Annotated in this window: 27 protein-coding genes and 1 tRNA gene; 5 read left to right on the top strand and 23 right to left on the bottom strand. The window is 43.1% G+C overall.

All coding sequences use genetic code 11. The features are described from left to right. The 3 genes from BUB35_RS07935 to BUB35_RS07925 all read right to left on the bottom strand — a co-directional run. A partial coding sequence (locus tag BUB35_RS07935; RefSeq protein ID WP_200777581.1) for a transposase occupies nucleotides 1–149 on the bottom strand: 149 nt, incomplete at its 3' end. A 183-nt stretch (nucleotides 150–332) separates the two neighbouring features. Next, a tRNA-Pro gene (locus BUB35_RS07930) sits at nucleotides 333–406 on the bottom strand. Nucleotides 407–530: 124 nt separating this feature from the next. After that, entirely contained in the window at nucleotides 531–911 is a 381-nt protein-coding gene (locus BUB35_RS07925; protein ID WP_022254595.1) for a RidA family protein, read from the bottom strand. Between the two features lie 228 nt (nucleotides 912–1139). Here BUB35_RS07925 and BUB35_RS07920 point away from each other — a divergent pair, with 228 nt between their 5' ends. After that, nucleotides 1140–2729 carry a peptide chain release factor 3 gene (locus BUB35_RS07920; RefSeq protein ID WP_072850718.1) on the top strand — a complete coding sequence of 530 codons (1590 nt, stop codon included), beginning with the start codon at nucleotides 1140–1142 and terminating at the stop codon, nucleotides 2727–2729. Between the two features lie 44 nt (nucleotides 2730–2773). On the opposite strand, the gene BUB35_RS07915 is transcribed toward BUB35_RS07920, so the two are convergent. From BUB35_RS07915 to BUB35_RS07855, 14 genes are all read right to left on the bottom strand, one after another. After that, the gene (locus BUB35_RS07915; protein ID WP_072850716.1) at nucleotides 2774–3223 is read right to left on the bottom strand and encodes a zinc ribbon domain-containing protein; all 450 of its coding nucleotides are present in this window, start codon (nucleotides 3221–3223) and stop codon (nucleotides 2774–2776) included. Between the two features lie 69 nt (nucleotides 3224–3292). Then, nucleotides 3293–4333, bottom strand: a complete 1041-nt coding sequence (locus BUB35_RS07910) for a threonine aldolase family protein (RefSeq protein ID WP_072850714.1) — start codon at nucleotides 4331–4333, stop codon at nucleotides 3293–3295. 18 nt (nucleotides 4334–4351) lie between these two features. Next, complete coding sequence (locus BUB35_RS07905) at nucleotides 4352–4789, bottom strand: DUF3788 domain-containing protein (RefSeq protein WP_072850713.1); 438 nt, start codon at nucleotides 4787–4789, stop codon at nucleotides 4352–4354. A 149-nt stretch (nucleotides 4790–4938) separates the two neighbouring features. Beyond that, nucleotides 4939–6906, bottom strand: coding sequence for a bifunctional 4-hydroxy-3-methylbut-2-enyl diphosphate reductase/30S ribosomal protein S1 (locus BUB35_RS07900; RefSeq protein WP_072850711.1), 1968 nt, complete (start codon nucleotides 6904–6906; stop codon nucleotides 4939–4941). Continuing rightward, entirely contained in the window at nucleotides 6903–7490 is a 588-nt protein-coding gene (locus BUB35_RS07895) for a lysophospholipid acyltransferase family protein (RefSeq protein ID WP_072850709.1), read from the bottom strand. The genes BUB35_RS07900 and BUB35_RS07895 overlap by 4 nt, the downstream gene beginning before the upstream one ends. Before the next feature lie 11 nt (nucleotides 7491–7501). After that, the gene (gene cmk / locus BUB35_RS07890; protein WP_072850707.1) at nucleotides 7502–8173 is read right to left on the bottom strand and encodes a (d)CMP kinase; all 672 of its coding nucleotides are present in this window, start codon (nucleotides 8171–8173) and stop codon (nucleotides 7502–7504) included. A 14-nt stretch (nucleotides 8174–8187) separates the two neighbouring features. After that, a complete protein-coding gene (locus tag BUB35_RS07885) occupies nucleotides 8188–9426 on the bottom strand; it encodes a BaiN/RdsA family NAD(P)/FAD-dependent oxidoreductase (RefSeq protein WP_072850705.1) in 1239 nt (412 codons plus the stop codon). Between the two features lie 2 nt (nucleotides 9427–9428). After that, complete coding sequence (locus tag BUB35_RS07880) at nucleotides 9429–10076, bottom strand: histidine phosphatase family protein (RefSeq protein WP_072850703.1); 648 nt, start codon at nucleotides 10074–10076, stop codon at nucleotides 9429–9431. A 154-nt stretch (nucleotides 10077–10230) separates the two neighbouring features. Next, nucleotides 10231–10953 (bottom strand): pseudouridine synthase, encoded by a 723-nt coding sequence (locus BUB35_RS07875; protein WP_072850701.1) that lies wholly within the window; start codon nucleotides 10951–10953, stop codon nucleotides 10231–10233. 65 nt (nucleotides 10954–11018) lie between these two features. Next, nucleotides 11019–12185: a D-alanyl-D-alanine carboxypeptidase family protein gene (locus BUB35_RS07870; protein WP_072850700.1), complete on the bottom strand. Its 1167-nt coding sequence runs from the start codon at nucleotides 12183–12185 to the stop codon at nucleotides 11019–11021. A gap of 271 nt (nucleotides 12186–12456) precedes the next feature. Next, a complete protein-coding gene (locus BUB35_RS19035) occupies nucleotides 12457–12612 on the bottom strand; it encodes a hypothetical protein (RefSeq protein ID WP_159432875.1) in 156 nt (51 codons plus the stop codon). A gap of 113 nt (nucleotides 12613–12725) precedes the next feature. Continuing rightward, nucleotides 12726–13283, bottom strand: coding sequence for an SMC-Scp complex subunit ScpB (scpB, locus tag BUB35_RS07865; RefSeq protein ID WP_072850698.1), 558 nt, complete (start codon nucleotides 13281–13283; stop codon nucleotides 12726–12728). Continuing rightward, nucleotides 13280–14044, bottom strand: coding sequence for a segregation and condensation protein A (locus BUB35_RS07860; protein WP_072850696.1), 765 nt, complete (start codon nucleotides 14042–14044; stop codon nucleotides 13280–13282). The genes scpB and BUB35_RS07860 overlap by 4 nt, the downstream gene beginning before the upstream one ends. A 12-nt stretch (nucleotides 14045–14056) precedes the next feature. Then, entirely contained in the window at nucleotides 14057–14671 is a 615-nt protein-coding gene (locus BUB35_RS07855) for a site-2 protease family protein (protein WP_072850694.1), read from the bottom strand. Between the two features lie 188 nt (nucleotides 14672–14859). Here BUB35_RS07855 and BUB35_RS07850 point away from each other — a divergent pair, with 188 nt between their 5' ends. Genes BUB35_RS07850 through BUB35_RS07840 form a run of 3 tightly spaced genes read left to right on the top strand, consistent with a single transcriptional unit; the run spans nucleotide 14860 to nucleotide 15943 of the window. Next, a complete protein-coding gene (locus BUB35_RS07850; RefSeq protein ID WP_072850692.1) occupies nucleotides 14860–15066 on the top strand; it encodes a helix-turn-helix transcriptional regulator in 207 nt (68 codons plus the stop codon). Beyond that, the gene (locus BUB35_RS07845; RefSeq protein WP_072850690.1) at nucleotides 15063–15497 is read left to right on the top strand and encodes a hypothetical protein; all 435 of its coding nucleotides are present in this window, start codon (nucleotides 15063–15065) and stop codon (nucleotides 15495–15497) included. Before BUB35_RS07850 ends, BUB35_RS07845 begins: the two co-directional genes overlap by 4 nt. A 14-nt stretch (nucleotides 15498–15511) precedes the next feature. After that, nucleotides 15512–15943 (top strand): hypothetical protein, encoded by a 432-nt coding sequence (locus tag BUB35_RS07840; protein ID WP_072850688.1) that lies wholly within the window; start codon nucleotides 15512–15514, stop codon nucleotides 15941–15943. A gap of 149 nt (nucleotides 15944–16092) precedes the next feature. On the opposite strand, the gene BUB35_RS07830 is transcribed toward BUB35_RS07840, so the two are convergent. From BUB35_RS07830 to BUB35_RS07805, 4 genes are all read right to left on the bottom strand, one after another. Continuing rightward, nucleotides 16093–17289, bottom strand: coding sequence for a tyrosine-type recombinase/integrase (locus BUB35_RS07830; protein WP_072850684.1), 1197 nt, complete (start codon nucleotides 17287–17289; stop codon nucleotides 16093–16095). Nucleotides 17290–17368: 79 nt separating this feature from the next. Beyond that, the gene (locus BUB35_RS07825) at nucleotides 17369–17572 is read right to left on the bottom strand and encodes an excisionase (RefSeq protein ID WP_021421702.1); all 204 of its coding nucleotides are present in this window, start codon (nucleotides 17570–17572) and stop codon (nucleotides 17369–17371) included. 375 nt (nucleotides 17573–17947) lie between these two features. Next, nucleotides 17948–18196: a helix-turn-helix domain-containing protein gene (locus BUB35_RS07810; RefSeq protein ID WP_021421703.1), complete on the bottom strand. Its 249-nt coding sequence runs from the start codon at nucleotides 18194–18196 to the stop codon at nucleotides 17948–17950. A gap of 3 nt (nucleotides 18197–18199) precedes the next feature. Continuing rightward, nucleotides 18200–18622, bottom strand: coding sequence for an RNA polymerase sigma factor (locus BUB35_RS07805; protein ID WP_021421704.1), 423 nt, complete (start codon nucleotides 18620–18622; stop codon nucleotides 18200–18202). 526 nt (nucleotides 18623–19148) lie between these two features. Between BUB35_RS07805 and BUB35_RS07800 the strand changes: the two genes are divergently transcribed. Further along, the gene (locus BUB35_RS07800; protein WP_032509185.1) at nucleotides 19149–19511 is read left to right on the top strand and encodes a helix-turn-helix transcriptional regulator; all 363 of its coding nucleotides are present in this window, start codon (nucleotides 19149–19151) and stop codon (nucleotides 19509–19511) included. 69 nt (nucleotides 19512–19580) lie between these two features. Here the strand turns inward: BUB35_RS07800 and BUB35_RS07795 are convergent, their stop codons facing one another. Together BUB35_RS07795 and BUB35_RS07790 are read right to left on the bottom strand one after the other, a co-directional pair. Further along, entirely contained in the window at nucleotides 19581–19805 is a 225-nt protein-coding gene (locus BUB35_RS07795; RefSeq protein WP_072850682.1) for a hypothetical protein, read from the bottom strand. A gap of 8 nt (nucleotides 19806–19813) precedes the next feature. Continuing rightward, nucleotides 19814–21499: an ABC transporter ATP-binding protein gene (locus tag BUB35_RS07790; protein WP_070088298.1), complete on the bottom strand. Its 1686-nt coding sequence runs from the start codon at nucleotides 21497–21499 to the stop codon at nucleotides 19814–19816. Nucleotide 21500: the final 1 nt, after the last annotated feature.

The following is a 21500-nucleotide window of genomic DNA, read 5'->3' as shown; positions in this document are numbered from 1 at the left end:
ACACCTTTCCTTTCACATAATTCTCTTAATATCCTCCCAATATCTGCTTTTAACTTTTTATAAATCACCTGTCTGCGATATTTAGGTGCAAAAACAATATGATATTTGCATCTCCATTTGGAATGTGATAAACTTCTTATGTCATTCATTGACAAAACCTCCTGCTTCTATAATTTTGGTTGCCAGACCATTTTCATTATAACGCAGGAGGTTTCTTTCTTATACTAAAGTATTTTTACCTACCCCCAGTTGAACTGGGGGTTTTGTCATACCTGTTCGGCGTACAAAAAAGAACCGAAAATATCGTTTCTGACATTTTCGGTTCTGTCTAATCGAGGCGACAAGATTTGAACTTGCGACCTCTACATCCCTAATGTAGCGCTCTACCAAGCTGAGCCACGCCTCGACGACCTTTTCTATCTTACTACATTTTTTACATATGTCAACAATTTTTTGCAATTTTTTTGAAAAAAGTTGGGACAGACTGGAAAGCCTGTCCCACTTTCACTTGCAAAAATCAGATGCAACAATTATTTCTTTGTTACAGCCAGGATTTCTACTTCACACAGAACGTTCTTAGGCAGTGTTTTTACTGCTACGCAAGAACGAGCGGGTTTGCCTGTGAAGTATTTAGCGTATACTTCGTTGAATGTAGCGAAGTCGCCCATGTCAGCCAGGAAGCATGTTGTTTTTACAACGTCTGTGTATGTCAGACCGTTAACTTCCAGAATAGCGCCGATGTTTTTCATAACCTGTTCTGTCTGATCAACGATGCCTTCTGCTACAACATCGCCTACTTCAGGGTTGATGGGAACCTGACCGGAAGCGAACAGGAAACCATTTACTTCGATAGCCTGAGAGTAAGGGCCGATAGCTGCGGGTGCTTTGTCTGTGCTTGTTACTTTGAACATGATAGATAACCTCCATATTTTTGCATAGTATTTTATTTATCTTTATTGTAGTCCAAAGACATTATACAGTCAATGTATTTCGTATCAGATACAGCATTTTTTACTTTTTGTATGAAATTCTGCAATTTTTTATTCCCTTTTTGTCTGGTTTCGGTTAAAATAGAAATGTTATGGATACAAAAAGCAACAACTTTTCAATATAGATTTTGGACAGAAAGGAAAATGAACATGAGTAATCTGGAAGCCATTCAAAAACGGCGTATTTTCGGCATCATCTCCCACCCCGACGCAGGTAAGACCACACTGACAGAAAAACTGCTGCTTCACGGCGGCGCTATTCGAGAAGCCGGCACCGTAAAAGCAAGAAGAAATGCAAAATTCGCGAAAAGTGACTGGATGGAAATCGAAAAACAGAGAGGGATTTCCGTTACTTCTTCTGTTATGCAGTTCGAGTATGACGGTAAAGTGGTATCCATCATGGATACACCCGGTCATAACGACTTCGGCGAAGACACTTACCGTATTCTGACATCTGTAGACAGTGCTGTCATGGTCATCGACGCGGCAAAAGGTGTGGAAGCACAGACTGTAAAGCTGTTCAAAGTTTGCAGTATGCGTGAAATCCCTATCTTTACATTCATCAACAAATTAGACCGTCAGTCCAAAGATCCCTTGGATTGTATGGCTGACCTGGAAGACGCGCTGGGACTACCCTCCACAGCCGTGACATGGCCCATCGGCAACGGTTTGACATTTGAAGGCATCTATGACCGTCTGGAAAACAAAGTATATCTCTACAAACAGAAAGACGGCGTTGTAGAGCTGGGTGCCAACGGCGTATTCGGTGATACACTGGAAGGCGTTATTTCCGATGCCAACCTGGATATTCTCCGTGGTGAAATGGAACTGCTGGACGGCGCAGGCAACCCCTTTGACCTGCAGGCAATCAAAGAAGGGAAACTTTCTCCCGTATTCTTCGGTTCCGCTCTGGCTGACTTCGGTATCACACCATTCCTGAAACATTTCCTGGAATGGTCTCCCGCTCCCGGTCCCAGAAAAACCACAACCGGCGAAGTAAAACCCACAGACGAATTCTTCAGTGGTTTTATTTTCAAAATTCAGGCAAACATGAACCCTGCCCATCGTGACAGACTGGCGTTCCTGCGTATCTGCTCCGGTACCTTCAACCGTGGTATGAACGTTACCCTGTCCCGTACAGGCAAACAGATGAAACTGAGCCAGTCCACTCATCTGATGGCAAACGACCGTGAAACCGTAGAAACAGCCATTGCAGGGGACATCATCGGTATTTACGACAGCGGCAACTATCAGATCGGCGATACCATCACCGACCGTAAAGAAAAACTGTTCTTTGAACCACTGCCTACCTTCCCTCCCGAACTGTTCTGCCGTGTGCATCCTGTGAACTCTCTGAAAGCAAAACAGTTCCAGAAAGGCGTACAGCAGCTGGCACAGGAAGGTGCTATCCAGGTATACCACAACGAATTCAACGACGTTATTCTGGGTGCTGTAGGTCAGCTGCAGTTTGAAGTATTCGAATATCGTCTGAAAAATGAATACAACTCTGAAATCCGTATGGAACCTTTGGATTACAGCGTAGCCCGTTGGGTAGCACCCGGTTCCCCTAAGGATGTCAAAGATTATGTGGTAGCCAGAAGCACACTGGTATATGACCACTTTGAACGTCCTATCCTGCTCTTTGCAAACCAGTACACACTGAACAACTTCATGCAGAAGAACCCCGAAGTGAAACTAGTAGAAGCGCTGGACGTAGACGATACAGTATATCAGGGTTAAACACAAAAAACCAGAAAGAATCGAAAAGATTCTCTCTGGTTTTTTTATTTTTTCCAATGTTTCAGTTGAGGTAATTGTTTTTGCATCATGTCCCTTAGCTGCTGTTCCGTTGTTTCCGGAAACTGTTCCTGCAATATAGGGACACAGCGATCCATGAGTTCCTCCATGGAAGTATAGGTAAACTTTCCGTCCGTATAACACCATTTGCAGTAGTCTTCATTGAAACTGCCGTCCTTTTCCTGACTGAGCAATCCATCATCATCCAAAGGCATACCGCAGCACTGACAAAACAGTCTTTGCGGCATCCCTAAAAGTGTGTTGATGGACACATGAAATTCTTTGGAAATCAGTTTCAATGTTTCCGCATTTGGAATGGTTTCTCCCGTTTCCCATCGACTTACTGCCTGTCTGGTAACCAGCAAATGCTTTGCCATTTCCTCCTGTGTCAGATCGTGTGCTTTGCGTAATTGTAGCAATACTTCTTTCGTTTCCATCCAGCCACATCCTTTCTGTGACTTGATTGTACCCGATTTTGCTGTCTTTGGAAAGCAACTTGCTGTTGCTTACGCGCCAAAAGCACGGATATCTGCCAAAAGCTGTTCTACATTTTCCGCATCTGTTGCCCAGCTGGTGCAGAAACGAACAGAGGTATGATCTTCATCCACTTTCTGCCATGTATAGAAAGCATATTTCTTCCGCAGTTCAACTACCAATTCGTTGGGCAGAATAGGGAATTGCTGATTGGTATAGGACTCATACTGTATTGCAAAACCTTTTTCCTCGCAAGTCTTGCGGATCTTCATAGCCAGATCCACAGCGTGTTTGGAAATTTCGAAATAAAGACCGTCTGTGAAAAGGGTTTCGAACTGAATTCCCAGCAGTCTGCCTTTTGCCAGCATACCGCCGCGCTGTTTGATGATATAACGGAAATCCTGACGATAAGCAGGATTTGCAATCACAACTGCTTCGCCAAAGAGTGCCCCTACTTTTGTGCCGCCAATATAGAAAATATCACTCAGTTCTGCCAAGTCTTTCAGTGTCACATCATTGGTAGGTGCTGCCATGCCATAGCCCAGTCTTGCACCGTCCACATACAAAGGCAGTCCGCATTTCACGCATGTTTCATGCAGGGCTGTCAGCTCTGCCTTGGAATACAGAGTCCCATTCTCTGTAGGCTGGGAAATATATACCATGCCGGGCTGCACAATATGTTCTCTGGATTCATCACGCCAATGGGCATCATAAGCTTCCTGCACCTGTTCCGCAGTGATCTTGCCATCCGCACTGGGCATTGCCAACACTTTGTGTCCTGTGGCTTCAATGGCGCCGGTTTCATGTACATTCACATGACCGGAAACAGCGCAAAGCACGCCCTGATGGGGACGCAGTACGGACGCAATCACAGTCAAGTTTGTCTGAGTGCCGCCCACCAAAAAATGTACATCCAGGTCATCGTTTCCACAAGCCTGACGAATGAGTTCACGGGCATGATCGCTGTAAACGTCTTCGCTGTAGCCTGCTGTCTGTTCCAGATTGGTACGCATCATATTTTCCAAAATCTTCTGATGTGCCCCTTCCGCATAATCACATTCAAAACGTATCACAATACATCTTTCCTTCCTTTATGCTTTCTTTTTCTTTCCTCTGCAACGCAGTTCGATCAATTTCTTCACATCTTCCAACACTTCTTCGTCCTGTACCTTTGCCAACAACAATTTTCCGCCGTTAAACAAATCAGTTTTTTCAAAAAGATGCTGAATATACTCGCTGCAATCTTTCATCAGTTCTTCCGCTTCTGCCAGCTCCTTATGTCCGATGCTGACCATACACATAAAATATCCTTCCATGGGATACATGGAACAAATGGCACGCACGCCTTTGCGATATCTAATGCTCCAACCTTCCTGCATGCTGCATGTGCTGTAATCGTATTGCGGCTGGATATGAAAAGTCTCTTCAATATAGCTGCGCAACGTCTGCCAATGTGGGCTGTTGATGAATGCTGCCATTTCTGCAGGCTGCGGCTGATGCTCTCTGCTAAATGCCGCTCTCCAGTCCATGTGGTTTCCTCCTTTGGGTCTGTACCTTTGTCTTTCCTTTCACAATTCTATACAAAAACAAATGGATAAAACCTTGTAGCAACTACAATGTTCTATCCATTTGAATGATTCTGTATAAATGACCTAGTCTTTAGGTTAGAAAACAGAAATTATTCTTCTGTAGCTGCTTCTTCTGCGGGAGCTTCTTCTACAGGAGCATCTGCCTGTCTCTTGGAAAGGCTGATTTTCTTCTGTTCGGGGTTCACTTCCAGAACTTTCACGTTGATGATTTCGCCAACCTTCAGTTCATCTTCAGGTTTTACAACGTGTTTGTTCGCAATCTGAGAGATGTGTACCAGACCGTCTACGCCGGGTTCCAGTTCAACGAATGCACCGAAAGGTACCATACGTACAACTTTACCTTCAACGATGGAGCCAACTGCATATTTTTCAGCAGCCAGTTTCCAAGGGTTCTTGTCTGCATCTTTCAGGGACAGGCTGATTTTGCCTTTTTCTTTATCTACGTCCAGAACGAATACTTCTACTTCCTGACCTTCTTTCAGAACTTCTTTGGGGTTGGAGATTCTGCCCCAGCTCATTTCGGAAATGTGGATCAGACCGTCTACGCCGCCCAGATCAACAAATGCGCCGAAATCTGTCAGTCTGCTTACTGTACCGTTTACTCTGGAACCAGCCTGGATTGTTTCGAACAGAGCTGCGCGTTTTGCTGCGATTTCCTGTTCTACCAGTGCTTTTCTGCCGCCGATGAAACGACGTTTTACTCTGTCAACTTCGATAATGTTGAATTCCAATTCCTGACCATTGAATACGCTCAGGTCTTCGATAAATCTATTAGAAACCTGAGAAGAAGGAATGAATACGTTTACGCCGTTGACAACTGCGATCAGACCGCCTTTTACAACGTTTGTAACTGTACCTGTTACAACTGCTTTGTCGTTGTAAGCAGCTTCGATTTCTTCGATGCCCTTCTGAGCTTCGATACGTTTTCTGGAAAGCATAACATTGCCGTCGCCATCGTTTACGCGTACTACGAATACTTCGATTTCATCTCCAGGCTGAACTGTTTTGCTGGGAATCACTGTAGGGTCACTGCTGAATTCGCCTCTTGCGATGATACCATCGGATTTGAAGCCCAGATTCACGGATACTTCTTCGTTTACAACCTGAATAACAGTGCCTTTTACAACGTCACCTGTGTGCAGGGTAACGAGGGATTCTTCTAACATCTGTTCGAATGTCGCTTCCTCACTTCCTCCTAAATTTTGTACTGCATTTTCTAATGCTTCGCTCATAGTAACAACTACCTCCTTAATTATTGCAGGCGGTGTAGACGCACCTGCAGTTATACCTATTTTATCATCTTTTCCGAAATTATTCAACACCAAATCACAAATTGTTTCAATATGTACGGTATTTCCACAATTTTTTGCACAAATTTCCACAAGCTTCTGAGTGTTAGAACTATTTTTTCCGCCAATGACAATCATCTTATCTACGGTTTTGGACAGTTCTTCCGCTTCTGTCTGCCGTTTTTCCGTTGCGGAACAGATGGTGTTATGGACTTCCATATTTACACCTCTGTCCTGCAAAATTTCCAGAATCTTGTCGAATTTTGCCTGACGGAATGTGGTCTGCACCACAACGGCGTATTTTTCTTTTTCAGGGATTTCCTTTGTTTTTGCCGCTTCTTCATCTTCCAGAATCACTGCGGCATTTTCGCACCAGCCATTGATGCCGATAACTTCAGGATGAGTGCCGTCACCAACGATGATGATGCCCAGACCTTCTGCCAGTTTATCATGAACGATATTATGGATTTTTTTCACAAAAGGGCAGGTGCCATCCAGAATTTTCAGCCCCTTTGCTTCCGCTTCATCATACAAAGCTTTGCCAACGCCATGGGAACGGATCAAGAGAGTACCTTCTGTCAGTCCATCCAAATTTTCTACGATTTCCAATCCTTTGGATGCCAAGTCGTCTGTTACGGTTTTATTATGAATCAGCTGTCCATAGGAATATAGCTTTGGTTCCACGCCAATGGCTTCATATGCCATTTCAATGGCACGTTTTACGCCAAAACAAAAACCTGCGGATTCTGCCACGCGAATATTGCTCATACTTCCACCCTCATTTCTCTTACTTTTTCCATGACTTTTTCCGTGATTTCTTCCATCATTTCCGTTGTCACTTTCTGCCCCTTGTATTCATCCAGATAAATGGGCTCGCCATAACGGATATGAACGATGGAACGGAATTTATACTTACTGCTGATACAGATGGGCACAATAGGTGCTTCCCCTTTCAGTGCAAACAAAGCAACACCAGCTTTTGCCGCCTTGGCTTCCCCTTCTTTCACGCGGGTGCCTTCTGCAAAAATCCCCAGTGCTTCCCCGTTTTTCAGCAATTTGATCGCTGTTTTCAGAGCTTTCATATCTGTGGTCTGGCGGTCTACGGGAAAAGCGCCCAGAGAGGACAGCAGTTTTGCAGACCATCTTTTTTCAAACAGTTCTTTTTTGGCAATATACCGCACGGGACGTTTCACAAATGCCGCCATGGTAGTGGGGTCCAGATTGCTCATGTGGTTACAGCAAAGAACCACGCCGCCTTCTGTTGGGATATGTTCTTCCCCCTGAATATCCATACGGAACATAAATTTATAATAGATTTTTACCAAACCTCTTGCAAATGTATAAAATGACATATCTTTTCACCTCATTTTGTTTTTTCGGCAATGAGCGCCAGCAGTTTCTCTGTCACCGCAGGAATATCCAGCCCTGTGGTATCCACATTCACCGCGTCTTCTGCACGGCAAAGAGGGCTGTTTTCCCGGTGCATGTCCTGATAATCCCGCTGGGCAATTTCTTCCCGGATGGTTTCCAAGTCAGCAGTTTTGCCCTGCGCTTCCAGTTCCCCCACACGGCGTTTCGCTCTCTCTTCCACACTGGCATCCAGATAAATCTTCACTTCTGCATCTGGCAGAACTTTGGTACCAATGTCACGGCCATCCATGATCACAGACTGTTCTTTTGCCAGTCCCTGCTGGATTTCCACCAGTTTTTCACGGACTTTCTGATAAGCCGCTACACTGGATGCCGCCTTGCCGATTTCTTCTGTACGGATACGGGAAGTAATATCCTCCCCATCCAGCAGAATGCGCTGTCCGCCCGCCTCCGGGAAAATCTTCATATCCAGACTGTCCAGAGAAGCCACAACAGCATCTTCATCGGCAGGATTGATGCCTTTTTTCAGACAAGCCATGCCGACAGTGCGATACATAGCGCCTGTGTCGATATATAAAATGCCTAATGCCTTCGCAATTTCCTTTGCTACAGTGCTTTTGCCGGAGCCTGCGGGTCCATCCACTGCCACTGCAAATTTTTTCATGTTGTTCTGCCTCCTTATACTTCCTCGCAAACGCTGTCCCCAGCCGTATAGCCTGTAGAGAAAGCAATCTGCAAATTGAATCCCCCTGTATATGCGTCCACGTCCAACACTTCCCCTGCAAAATACAGGTTTTTCACCAGTTTGCTTTCCATGGTGGAAGGATCAATCTCATCCACACAAATACCGCCGCTGGTGACAACAGCTTCGTTATACCCTGTCACACCGATAATGGTCAAAGGCAGTGCTTTCAGCAAATGCAGCAGCTGTTTTCGTTCTTCCTTGGTGATGCCGTTCACCTTTTTCTCTGGGTCAATGCCGGAAAGAGAAATAATCACAGGAATCAGTTTCTGAGGCAGCAAATCCCCTAAAGCGTTGCGAAAATCTTTGTTGCTGTATTTTTCAAAATCCCGCAGCAGACGATGATCCAGCTGTTTTTCATCCAGCGCGGGTTTCAAATCAATATAGAGATGGAATCCCTTTTCTGTATCTGTCAAAATATGGCGGCTGGCACTCAAAATCACCGGACCTGACACGCCAAAATGGGTAAAGAGCATTTCCCCGAAATCTTCGTAAACGGTTTTGCCTTTTTCATTACAGATACGAATGGCAATATTTCTGAGGCTCAGACCCATCAGTTCCTGACACCAGCTTTCCGCTGTTTTCAAAGGAACCAGAGAAGGATATAGCTTGGTGACTGTATGCCCTGCGGCTTTTGCCATGCGGTAGCCGTCCCCTGTAGAGCCTGTATTAGGATAAGAAAGTCCCCCCGTTGTCACAATAACAGCGTCAAAAGGCAATTCTTTCTGGTTTTTCAGACGAATCCCTGTGACTTTGCCCTCTTTCATGACCACATGTTCCACCTGACTTTCCAGATGAAGGGCAACTTTATTCTGCCGCATATATTTTTCCAAAGCCTGTACCACATCCAAAGAACGGTCTGTCACAGGAAATACCCGGTTGCCTCGTTCCACTTTTGTTTCCAGCCCCATGTCCAGCAAAAGCTGACGCAGTGCCTGATTATCAAAACGGTAAAAAGCGCTGTACATGAAATAAGGATTGCCGGGGATGTTATCCAGAAAGGCATCCAGATCCCCGTCGTTTGTCACATTACAGCGACCTTTGCCGGTAATGAGTATTTTCTTGCCTAAACGATTATTCTTTTCAAACAAATGGACTTCATGCCCCCGCTGTGCCGCACGACCTGCCGCCAGCATCCCTGCGGCGCCGCCGCCGATGACTGCGATCTTTGCCATAATCATTCCCCTTTTTTGAATAAATCTGCCATTTCCAGATGGGCTTTGTCATTGAGTGTCATGAGGATACGTCTGCCGTCTTCCATGACATCCACTGTGGTGATGGATGTATTTGTCATCCAAGTTTTGCGGTAGAAATTCACATCCATGCCCATGATTGCCACCAGCATAACACGAAGCAGGCCGCCGTGGGACACAATGGCAACATGTTTGCCTCTGTTTTCTTCCAGAACCACTTCAAAGCCTTCCACAGCACGTTTTGTTACATTGGCAAAAGAGCCTTCACCGGGGAACGGATGTGCAAAGGGATTTTCATAGAAATCCATATATGCCTGTCCATAGGCTTCTTTCAGTTCGGGAATGCTCATGCCTTCCCACGCACCAAAGTTGATTTCTTTAAAATGTTCATCCACAATGGGTGTAATGCCTGTTTCTCTGCCGATGGTCTGGGCTGTGACCAATGCGCGCTTCAGGGGAGAAGCGTAAATCTTGTCCAAAGGCAAATAACGGAAACGCTTTGCCACCAGTTCTGCCTGTGCCAGTCCTTCTTCGGACAGTTCAATATCTGTAGAACCCTGATACCGTCCCTGACGGTTCCACAATGTTTCCCCGTGACGGATCAGATAAAATCTTGTTTTCTGTTCGCTCATAATTCAGCCTTCCTTTATGATGTACTCTAAACTTAAATTATATGGGAAAATCGCTGGACTTTCAAGCATAAAGCCAAGAATCCCTATGATTTCAAAATAAAAAACAAATCCTGATAAAAATAGCCCCGGATTTTCCAAAACCGAGGCTGTTTACTTACAGTTTTTTCAAATATTTGATTTCTCTTTCTGTCAGATAGCGATATTTGCCTTTAGGCAGATCACCCAGTGTCAATTCTCCTGTTGCCACACGTTTCAGCTGTGCAACGGGATGTTTGATGGCTTCGCACATTTTTCTGACCTGACGGTTTTTGCCTTCGTGGATGATGATTTCCGCTGTGCAGAACCGCATATCTTTTTCCTTTTCCAGAATCTGAATTTTTGCGGGTCTGGTTTTTCTACCGTCGATGACAACACCTCTGCGGAATTTCTGCAAAGCGCCTTCGTCAGGCACACCATAAAGCTTTGCAATATAGGTTTTATCTACATCGTGTTTGGGATGTGTCAGCTTATAAGTCAGATCGCCGTCGCTTGTCAAAAGCAGCAGACCGGATGTATCATAGTCCAATCGTCCTACAGGGAAAATACGTTCCTTTACGCCCTGCACCAAATCCAGCACCGCCGGACGTCCAAACTGCTCTTTCGCTGTTGTCACATAGCCTTCGGGCTTATGGAGCATGATATATACTTTCTTTGTTTCCTGCGCTTTTACAGGCTTATTATCGAATAATACTTTATCTTTTGCCGGGTCGATTTTGACGCCCAGTTCCCGTACCACCTGTCCGTTTACCTGCACACGACCTGCGGCAATGAGTTCTTCTGATTTTCTGCGGGAAGCAATGCCTGCCTCCGCCAAAAATTTCTGCAATCTTTCTTCCATGGCTTCTCCTCCGTCCTTTTCGTCCCATCAGTATACAGGAGAAAGAGCGGAAAGTCAAAGAAAAATCACATTTCCGGCAAAAATTCTATCCAGTCAAACCAAACAGAAAGCAATCTGCGGTACTGCTGTGAAAGTGTATAGGCTGGTGCCTCTGATTGTGCTGTCAATGGAATTTCCACAATGGTTTCTCCATCCAATTTCAAAGTAGCTGTCCCAATCTGTTCTCCCTGTTCTATGGGTGCTTCCAATGTTTCTGGCAATTCCGCCTGCCACTGCAAACGGGAAACCTCATCTTCTGAAAACACCCCACTGTATCCTTCCGCAAGACCTGCCGTGATTTCCTTCACCGGAGAGCGGGTCACCGCAATCTCTCCCATATTTTCTCCAGCTTGTGCGATTTCCTGTTTCTCATAGGTAGCAAAGCCATAATCCATGAGTTTTTTTGTATCTGTCCACTTGGCTTCCTTGCCTGTATTACCCCATCCACTTGCCAATACCACACTGACAAGAATCATATCCTCCTGCTCTGCCGCCCCCACGAAACAATGTCCAGCTTTATTGGTATATCCCGTTTTCACCCCAAGAACACCGGAATACATCTGCAAAAAGCGGTCTGTATTCACTGCCGTATGTACGTTCTTGCCGGAAACATCCGCAAAGGTATGACTGGGCAACACAGCAATTTCTCGAAAAACAGGATTTTGCAGGGCATAAGCGGTAATGATGCCCATATCCAGCGGTGTGGAATGGTGCTGTTCTCTGGTTAAATGGCTATCCAGACCATTAGGGGAACCAAAGACCGTATCCGTTGCCCCAATAGAAGCCGCTTTTGCCGTCATTTCCATACAAAAGGCTTCCACAGAACCGCTGACATGCTCCGCCAATGCCACTGCCGCATCATTATAAGATTTCAGCATCATAGCGCGCAGCAAGTCCCCCACATACCACTGTTCTCCTTCTTTCAGCCCCATTTGCACATCCGGCTGTTTAGCGGCATTTGCGCTGATGGTCACCACTTCTTTTGGGTCTGCTTTTTCCAATACCAGTATGGCAGTCATAATTTTCGTGGTGCTTGCCATTTCCATAGGACTTTCTGCATTTTTTCCCCATAACAGCCGCCCTGTTTCTCCGTCAATGAGCGCCGCTCCCTGCGCCGCCACATTTGGTTCTGCTGCCAATACTGTTTGCCCACACAACAGCAGCGCCACACAAAAACTCAAAAATTTTTTCATGTGTACCCCTCCCCCATCATTGTATGCTTTTTGGGAAAAGGGTATCCATAGAAAAAGGAACCTTGCAAAAGCAACTTCCCCTTAAGAAAACATTGTTTTTTCTTTTCCCTGATTTCTTAAGGGGAATTGCGACGGCTGTCTTCATAAGAAAACATAACAAAAAATCTTAATAAAAAATAAGAAAACTAAAATCCTTTGTTATGATAAAGATTTTAGTTTTCTTTGTTTTCTTATGAAGATGCCCCTAAAATCAGGCTCCTTTTGTTTTTCGTTACTGTTTTTCATTTTTACACATGCCATAAATCACAATGATTGCCCCAAAAATGCCAATAAAATCTGTATACAGCGCATCCTCCAGCATACAACGAATCAAAAAAGTAACCAACAATAACGTAATTCCAAATAACATCCATTTGATACTTTTCATCTTTTCTTCCCCCTTTTTTGTATAGAAAACTATGCCTCCTACCTTCAGATTAGCAAATACTTCCTGCTTTTACAATCAAAAAACCGACAGATTCCTCTCTGTCGGTTCTCTTTTTAAATTTCCGTTTGTTCTTCTGTTTCTTCCTGCTCTGCCAGCCCGGTGTCATCTTCCAGCGGCGGCAGTTCTGATACAGACTTAAAGCCAAAATACCGCAGGAAGTCCTCTGTGGTGCCAAAGAGGATGGGTTTGCCCGGCGCATCCAATCTCCCCACCTCGCAGACCAGCTTCTTTTCCACCAGTTTGCTGACCGCATGTTCCGCACTAACGCCGCGAATTTCCTCAATCTGCCCTTTGGTAATGGGCTGTTTATAGGCAATGATCGCCAGCGTTTCCAACAAAGACTGTGTCAATCCCTGCCGCTGGGGGCTTTTATACATGCTGCGAATATAAGTGAAACATTCTGCTGCTGTACACATCTGGTAAGAGCCGTTGATCTCTACAATGCGGATACCTCGCTGCTCCGCTTCGTATTTATCCGCCAAAGACTGCACAATGGCTCTGGCAGTGGCTTTATCCATTTCAATTGTCTGGGCAATGGCTGTCAGGGGCACCGCTTCTCCCGAAATAAACAGGAGGGATTCCACCACAGCTTCCAACTGTGCCAATCTCATACTGCATCCCTTTCCTCATAACTGCGGATGTAAATTTCCGAAAATGTTCCCTGCTGGGTAATCTGCACTTCTTTCCGTTTGATCAGCTCCAGCAATGCCAAAAATGTTACGACTTTTTCCATTTTTCTGGATTTTCTGCGGAATATGCCGAAAAACGTAATCTGTGGCTGCAAAATCAGCAAGTCCCGAATATAGTCCATTTTATCCTGAATGGTGAACAAATCCCGTTTCACCGCACGGAAAGAGCTACGGACATGGTCAACCTTAGATTCCTTTCGCTGCATGACTTCCTGAAAAGCCAGATACAAATCCTCCATGGTCACGCCCATGAGAAAGTCTTCCAAGGGCTGATCTTCTTCCCGGCGCAGTTTGGCAATTGCCTTATCCGCAGGCTTATACAGCAGTCTGGCAGCTTCTTCCGCCCTTGCCTTCCATTCTGCCGTTACGCCCTTGATCTTCTTATATTCCAGCAGACGTTCCACCAGTTCCGCACGGGGGTCTGGTCCTTCTTCCTCTGCTTCTTTCTTAGGTTTCGGCAACAACAGCTTGCTTTTGATTTCCAAAAGAGTTGCCGCCATCACCAAAAATTCACTCATGCCATCCATGTTGCGGTCCTCTGCCGCATCCAGATAGGCAAGGTACTGGTCTGTCAAAGAAGCAATGGGAATATCGTAAATATCAATTTCATTTTTCTCAATCAGATGATACAAAAGGTCCATAGGACCTTCAAAGGCATCCAGCCGTATGGTCACTTGCTCCATAGCTTCACTTCCTTACAGAATAAAGAACAGATGCCCCAAAAACTGAATGACACCATAAGTGATGTTTCCGAAAATGTTTCCGAAGAAGCCCAAAAACAGCAGGAACAGAAAAATCATCTGAATCATTTTTTCATACTGCAAATAGCTGAAATATTTATTTGCGGGCAATACCACAGAAAGCACCTTCACGCAGTCCATGGGAGATACGGGCAGAATGTTGTATACCGCAATACCTACATTGTAAAAGCAAAGATAATTCAGGATATTTGCCACGTGATGATTGACATTGCCGCCAAAATTCACATATACGCCCAAAAATACCATACCCAGCAGCAGATTCACCACAGAGGGCAAAATAGCTACCAGCAAAGTATCCCGTTTTCTGTTTTTGTAGTACAGCCCACTGGTTTCCACAGGTTTCCCCCAGCCGAAGCCGCCTGTGTAAAACAGCAGCAAAAACCCGATGGGTTCAAAATGTTTCAAAGGATTCAGTGTCAGTCTTCCCTGACTTTTGGGTAAGTTGTCCCCCATGGCGGAAGATGCCAACGCTCTGACAAATTCATGCATGGTAGTGGCTACCAACAGCCCTGGAATGCTCCAAAGAAATGCCAATAAATAGTTATTCATGTATTCAATTCCTTTCTGTATCGGATTCCTTCCCTATGGTATGATACCAGACTTTCCGCGGCAAGTCAAATCAAGGCTTGCCCGTTCTTTCCAAAAAATATATTCTCTCTTTTGCAAAGTTTGCTTGACATTTTTTGCAAAGTAAACTATACTAAAATTGCAAAGCAAACTTTGCAAAGGAGGTACCTATGAAAACACGCATCCAAGAGCTTAGAAAACAGCGCAAATTATCACAGGAGGAACTGGCAATCCATGTAGGGGTTACCCGCCAGACCATCACTTCTCTGGAAGTGGGCAAATACACCGCCTCTCTCCTCCTTGCCCATAAAATCGCCAAGTTTTTTGGCATGACCATTGAAGAAGTCTTTTTGTTCGAGGAGGAGGATGAATCATGAAATTTGAAAAGAAACTCAAAATACAGCTTACCTGCGGCTTTCTCTGGATTTGTTTAGGCATATTGGCTTGCGTAGCTGCTTTTAGCGGTAAAGTTTCTTCCGGTTATCCCCTCACCTACTGTGCAGGCACCGGCGGCGGACTCATTGCCATTGGCTTTATCCATATTATCAAGTCCATCCGGCTTCTAAAAAATGAATCCCTGCGGAAAAAAGAAGAAATCCGCATCTATGACGAACGAAATATTTTCATTCAAAAGCAGATTTACAGCCTGCATAGTCTGTTTTCATTGGTTCTGCTTTATGTGGCAACCCTTTGGGCTGCTTTGTGGAAACCAGAACTTTTGATTCCTTTCCTGCTGCTGATGCTGGCAGATGTGGCACTGCTGTTTTTGGCTGCCATTTACTGCAACATTCGCAATTCCTGTGAATAAAGGAGGTTATTTCCATGAAAAATAAAAAATTTGAACAAACCGTGAAACAGAATCTTATTGCTTCTGGCGTAATGTTTGTAATCTTTTCTGCTGTTTATATCCTTGCAAAAATGGGTGTCCTCAATGATTCCCCTTTTTCTTCTCTGGGCATTTCCGGCGCCATCTGTTGTATTGTCACATTTATCCGCAATAAAACACTCTTTCACAACAAGGAAAAATGGGCAAAAGCCGAAGTTGCCGTTATGGATGAACGAAATATCTTCATTGAAAAACAAGCATACAGTGCCTATGCTATGCTTTCTCTTGTTTTCCTATTCGCTCTCATTCTGGTCTGTGGCTTTGTGGCACCCCAGTATGCAGAAATCCTCTGCTGGGTATTGGCAGGAAACGCTGTGATTATCGTAGGATGTATCTTTTACTTTTCTAAAAACTCACTAAATTTCTGATTATCTTTTCATAAGCTGGTAAATGTCGGTATAGCCTGTATTTTAGGGCTTTATTGGCATTTCCCGTTTGGAAGATACATTGCAAAAGCTGGCATTTACCAGCATGAAAATGCAACCAAAAGTAGTAAATGAGTAGTACAATCACCGATTTAAGAAGCAAGAGCCAGTCTTTCAAGTTCCGCTTTCGCTGAATTGAAAGTACCGTGTGCGTAGTACCCTAATGTCATGGTGATGTTTGAATGTCCCATGATGTATTGCAGGGTGTTCGGGTTCATTCCTTTGTTTGCCATGTTCGTGCAGTAGGTATGTCTGAATGAGTGCGGTGTGATGTTTGGTAGCTGGTCTTTATGTGTCTTGTTGTATTTCTTCACAAGCCCACGCAACATACTTACATAGTTACCAGCCACTTTAGGGAAGCCCTTTTGGTTTAGGAACAGGAAATTGCTGTAACCATTGATAACGATAGGCTCTGCCTTTCCTCTGTTCTGTAACACTCGCTTAAAGGCTTGATAGGCTCTTTCTGTCATTGGAAGCTGGCGTTCCCCTTTTTTGGTCTTAGGTGTTTCAATGTAGTAGCCGATTTCAGTATCTTTCAATAGCTGGTGGTCTACATTGATGATACGGTTTGCCATATCAATATGGACTGTCAGACCGCAAAATTCAGAGATACGAAGCCCCGTTTCCAGAAGAATAACCACTTCATCATAATACTTGCTGTACGTCTTGTCCTGTTCCATAAAGGCAAGCAATTTTTCTTCCTGCTCTGGCGTGAGAATGACTTTGGGTTCTGAATTATCTTCCAGAACGTCGCTCAATTTGAAGTTAAAAGGATTTTTTCTGATACAGTCGTCCTCAATCGCCATATAGAATGACGCTTTCAGAGAACGCTTGTAGTTGCTAATCGTCTTGTAGGAAAAGCCATTCTCATACATTCGCATAGCCCATTCCTTACCGTCCGATAGCTTCACCGTATCAATGCTCCTTGCACCCAGAGGGTCGTTTTCCAGAATTTTCATAAGGTACTGGCGACCTTTTTCTGTGTTGCGTTTCACATTTTTTCTCTGGCTGTTCTTCTTTGCGTAGAGCTGGCAGACTGTCATTTTCCCACCTATGGTATTGATACCGTCGTCGAGGTCTTTCTTAATCTTTTTCTGCTTTTCCCTCAATGACAAATCTTCACGTTTCCCAGCGGGTGTCTTGTCTGTCGGAACAAGTTTCCAAGCATAGACAAACTGTGGTTGCCCGTACATATCGGTATATTTGTAAACGTATCTTCCGTCTTTTCTCTGGCTCTCTCCAAGTCGTAAATTGCGTCCCTTGCTGTCTTTTCTCTTTACATTAGACATAGTGCGAAGCTCCTTTCCGTCAAGGAATGAGCCGTTGATACGCTATACTTTATTATACCATACCTACGGCTCGCTGACATTAGATTTCGTCTAATGTATCAATGATTTTTTCAAACTGTTTTCGCTTAATCTGCACACGGTTTCCATTCACAATCACCCAGCCAGCGTCGAGGTTTTCCTCTGCCAGCTTACGCAATTTCTTTTCCCCGATACGGAAGTATTTTGACGCTTCCTCAATCGTCAGCGTGTACTTCTCCCAGATAGGCACATCAGTATTGTTCATAAGTATGCACCCCCTTTACTGTGTGTCTTATGGAAGCAGACAGACGGCTTTGGCAAGCTCCACTGGCATTTCAGCCATTCCCATTCCTGTGGGCAGAACCGCACCATGCGGATGTATCATTATTCTGTGAATACAGGTCGTGGCAAAGCGACTTTTCCAACGGTCACTCTCGGATCACTGCATGGGTCGCTCGCTTCCCCTTATGGAAAAGGTCGTGGCGTACAGTCCCCGTGGCTCGCTGTATCACAAACGTATCTGTCTGCTTTATTCACTTGTCAAAGAACAGTGGCGAAAGCCATAGGCTCTCATGTGTAAAAGCAGAGGGCAGGACAGGAAAGAGGGGATTTCAACAAATCATGCCCTGCCATGATTGCTTTATTCTTCTGTTGGAACTGTACCAATATCGAAGTCTAAAATCATTTTGATAATAGCTTCTCTGATACGTCCTTTAAGCTCCATATCTACTACGATATAAACATTACCGTATTCATCATACAGAGGACGCAAACAGCATTTTGATATGTACGGGTCATAAAATGCCAGTATTCTTTCAATAGACTGTTCATTTCCGTCCACAGCAGATGAAATAAGTCGATAGGGTGGAAGTTTGTACCCTTTTTTCATGTTTCATTCACGCTCCTTTGTCAGTGTTTTCTTTAAATTTTGTAAAGCTCTATAACGGTTTTTAAAAACTCCTGCTCTGGAAATTTTCTGTGCTTTTGCAATTTCTGTATCGCTCATTTCCAGAAAGTAGTACATCAGAAGATTTTCACGGTTACGTTCCGATAATTGCTTTAATGCTTCTGAAAGTTCTTCATCAAGCACTCGGATTTCAACACCGCATACCTCAAACACGGTATAGTCACTCATGTACTCGTCCCATACAGCCAGCTTTTCAACAACGATTTCTGGAAGCTCACAGAAAGGAATTTCTTTATCTTTACGACGTTTTAATTCCTTTTTATAATTCCAGATAACGCCCTTAACAGTACGTTTGAGCTTACAGTCAAACTGACACTGGATTGTTTTTTGGAAGTCAGACGGTTTCATCATCTCACCCCCTCTCTGTCCAGACGTAAAAGGTATCTATCCCTCTTTCCGCCCCACATCGGTACAGGAGTGGGTGATTTGCTAACCTGTATAAGAAAGAAATTCAAAAAAATATTGAACTTCTCATAAATAACAAAAACAGTCAATCAGCACATGAATGTACCAACAGACTGTTTTTGTTATGTTTACGATATGAATTTTTAACTCATGTTTAAGGCGTGCTGACTGGATAACCATTGTAAGGCGGTTATTCAGTTGTGAATACTGGCGTATTCGCTGATACGCAATCATGGCACAACCCCCTTATCCAGAGCTGTACCGTGAGTGCAAAAGAAAAGGACAGCTCTGGTTATCCAAAACCGTCCTAATTAGATTGAAAGACATGGAAAAAGATATTACCCTAGAACGGTTTTTTTTATTTACCGTCAAGGTAATATTGATATGAATTATTAACGCATGATATATGTGTTTTTAACACATTCTAATCATGTGTCATGAAGTATAAACTCATGACAGGTGATTTAAAATGAGGAAAAAGAAAGATACGCACAGCTTTGATTTCCGTCCGCTGGGACTGGCAATCAGAGAAGCGAGAGAAAAAGCTGGGCTTTCCCGTAATGATTTAGGCGATAAGGTCTTTTACGGAGAACGTCATATCGCAGATATTGAGAATATAGGGAAACACCCCAGCTTCCAGTTATTTCATGATTTAGTGACCATGTTCCATATCTCTGTTGACGAATACTTCTATCCACAGGAGAAAGCAGAAAAATCTACAATCCGCAGACAGATAGACGTATCGCTTGATGAACTGACAGATGAAGAACTCAAAATCATTCAAGGAACGATTGACGGTATCATGAAATACAAGGGGACGGGAAGCAAATAGGCTTCTCGTTTTCTTTTTCCTCTCATAAACTATCCTGCTGATCTGCTCCGCAGGAAGCAGGATAAGCATTTAAAACTTTGTTTTCTTTGTAATTGTGTAAATGTATTCTTCCGGTGTCGGTATTCTATTACCAAAATACTTTTTAAAACGTTCCTGTACTGCTGGGTCTTGACTATTCACAGCGTTGTCAATATTCTCCTGTATTTCGGCTCTGAACTCCGATAGCGATAATCCTCTGGCTTTTGCTCCAGCTTTTAAAATAGTTTTCATATCTCGCTTTTTAAGTCCTATCATATCGTTGTTTACTCCTTTAATCGGAAATATTCAGAAAAGTGAGAGCCTGTATTGATAAGTTCTTCAAAACTTCCGTTTTCTTTAATACTTCCATTTTCCATATAAATGATTTCATCATATTTATTTAATAATTCTGCTTTTAAATTATGAGTAACTGTTATGAGCGTTAAATTATCCACCTCTAGTAATCTACTTTCAATATCGTAAGCAGTTTGCATATCAACAGCAGATGTACCCTCATCTAATATCAAAATCGGCTTGTTTCTAATTAAAGCTCTTGCAACTGCAATTCTTTGCTTTTGCCCGCCAGATAAATTAGACCCATTTTCGCCCACTTGATACAATAATCCCTCTGGAAGCTCTGATATAAATTCAGCTAGTCCACTTTCAATTACAACGTTATCAATCATTTCCTTTGGATAATCTTCATGTAGGCATATATTGTCATGTATAGTTTCATCAAACATATAAATATTCTGATGAATTATAGAAGATAGTTGAGCCACATCATTTCTATCAAGTAAATCTAACTCCCTATTATCGTATTTGATTGTACCTGCATAATCAGAATAATAGCCCGCTAATAATTTAATAAGGGTGCTTTTCCCACAACCACTTTTTCCCACAACAACATATTTTTTCCCTTTTTCAATAGTACAATTTATTTTATTTAAAACCTCTTTTTGCTTATCATAGGAAAAACCTAAGTCTTTTGTGCAAACACAAAAATCAAATGAACTGATGTGTTCTTTTTGCGAATGTGACAATGAATATTTAGAGATACTCTGCAATTTTTCAACGATAGGCTGTATACTTTTTATCTTTGGAACATTGGTAAATATCATCATAAGAGGATTAGCTAAATTACTACTTACTTGTACCATTCCTAACAATGTACCTACTGTTATACGTCCCGTGATAATGAAATAGGCAGATAAAAATAAAACAACTATCTGAACCATAAGAGCAAGAAAAGAAGATACACCCTCATTTAATGCAAGCAATCTATCGACACTGTATTTAGAGCTGATTGTTTCCTCATTCTCTTTGTTAAATCGCTGAACTACATATCGTTTCATGGAATAGGATTTAATAATTTCAAATCCAGACAAAATATCTTTTAGACTAACTGTAAAATCCGCTAGTTTTGAGGAATATTTCTGTTGCCTTTTTTCCAATGAATTTCCCAGAAAACTAGGAATAAGAAACATTATAGCAATCGCTACTATAACGCAAATAGTAACGATAATGTCAAAATAAATCATTAACAAGAATGACGCAGTAAAAATAACCGCATATTGAACTACTTCAAAAAGAGGAAGCAAAAAGTTATCTTCTATCATTTTTACATCATTTGTAATAATAGAAATATAATCAGCAGTATTCTTCTTGTTGAAATCTTCTATACTGTGATTAACTGTTCCTCGGAATACATCAGAACGAATTTGACGAATGATTTTACATATCACTTTTTTGCTGAGTAAAGATTGAAGATATAGAAATATCCCCAGTACAGCAAAATAAAAAATAGAAAACAATACCATTCTTATAAATTGTTGCATATCTTTTCCCACGGCTATGTCTAATAGTTGTTGTAAGAGTATAGCCATAAACACATAACCTAAAGAAGCAATTACACTTACTAAAATAGTTGCGACAAATAAAACTTTATTTTGCTTAATATAGAATTTCATA

It is taken from the genome of Anaerotignum lactatifermentans DSM 14214 (assembly GCF_900142265.1).
Lineage (GTDB): Bacteria > Bacillota > Clostridia > Lachnospirales > Anaerotignaceae > Anaerotignum > Anaerotignum lactatifermentans.
Note: the sequence above shows the minus strand (reverse complement) of the source record. Positions and strands in the feature narration are given on the sequence as shown.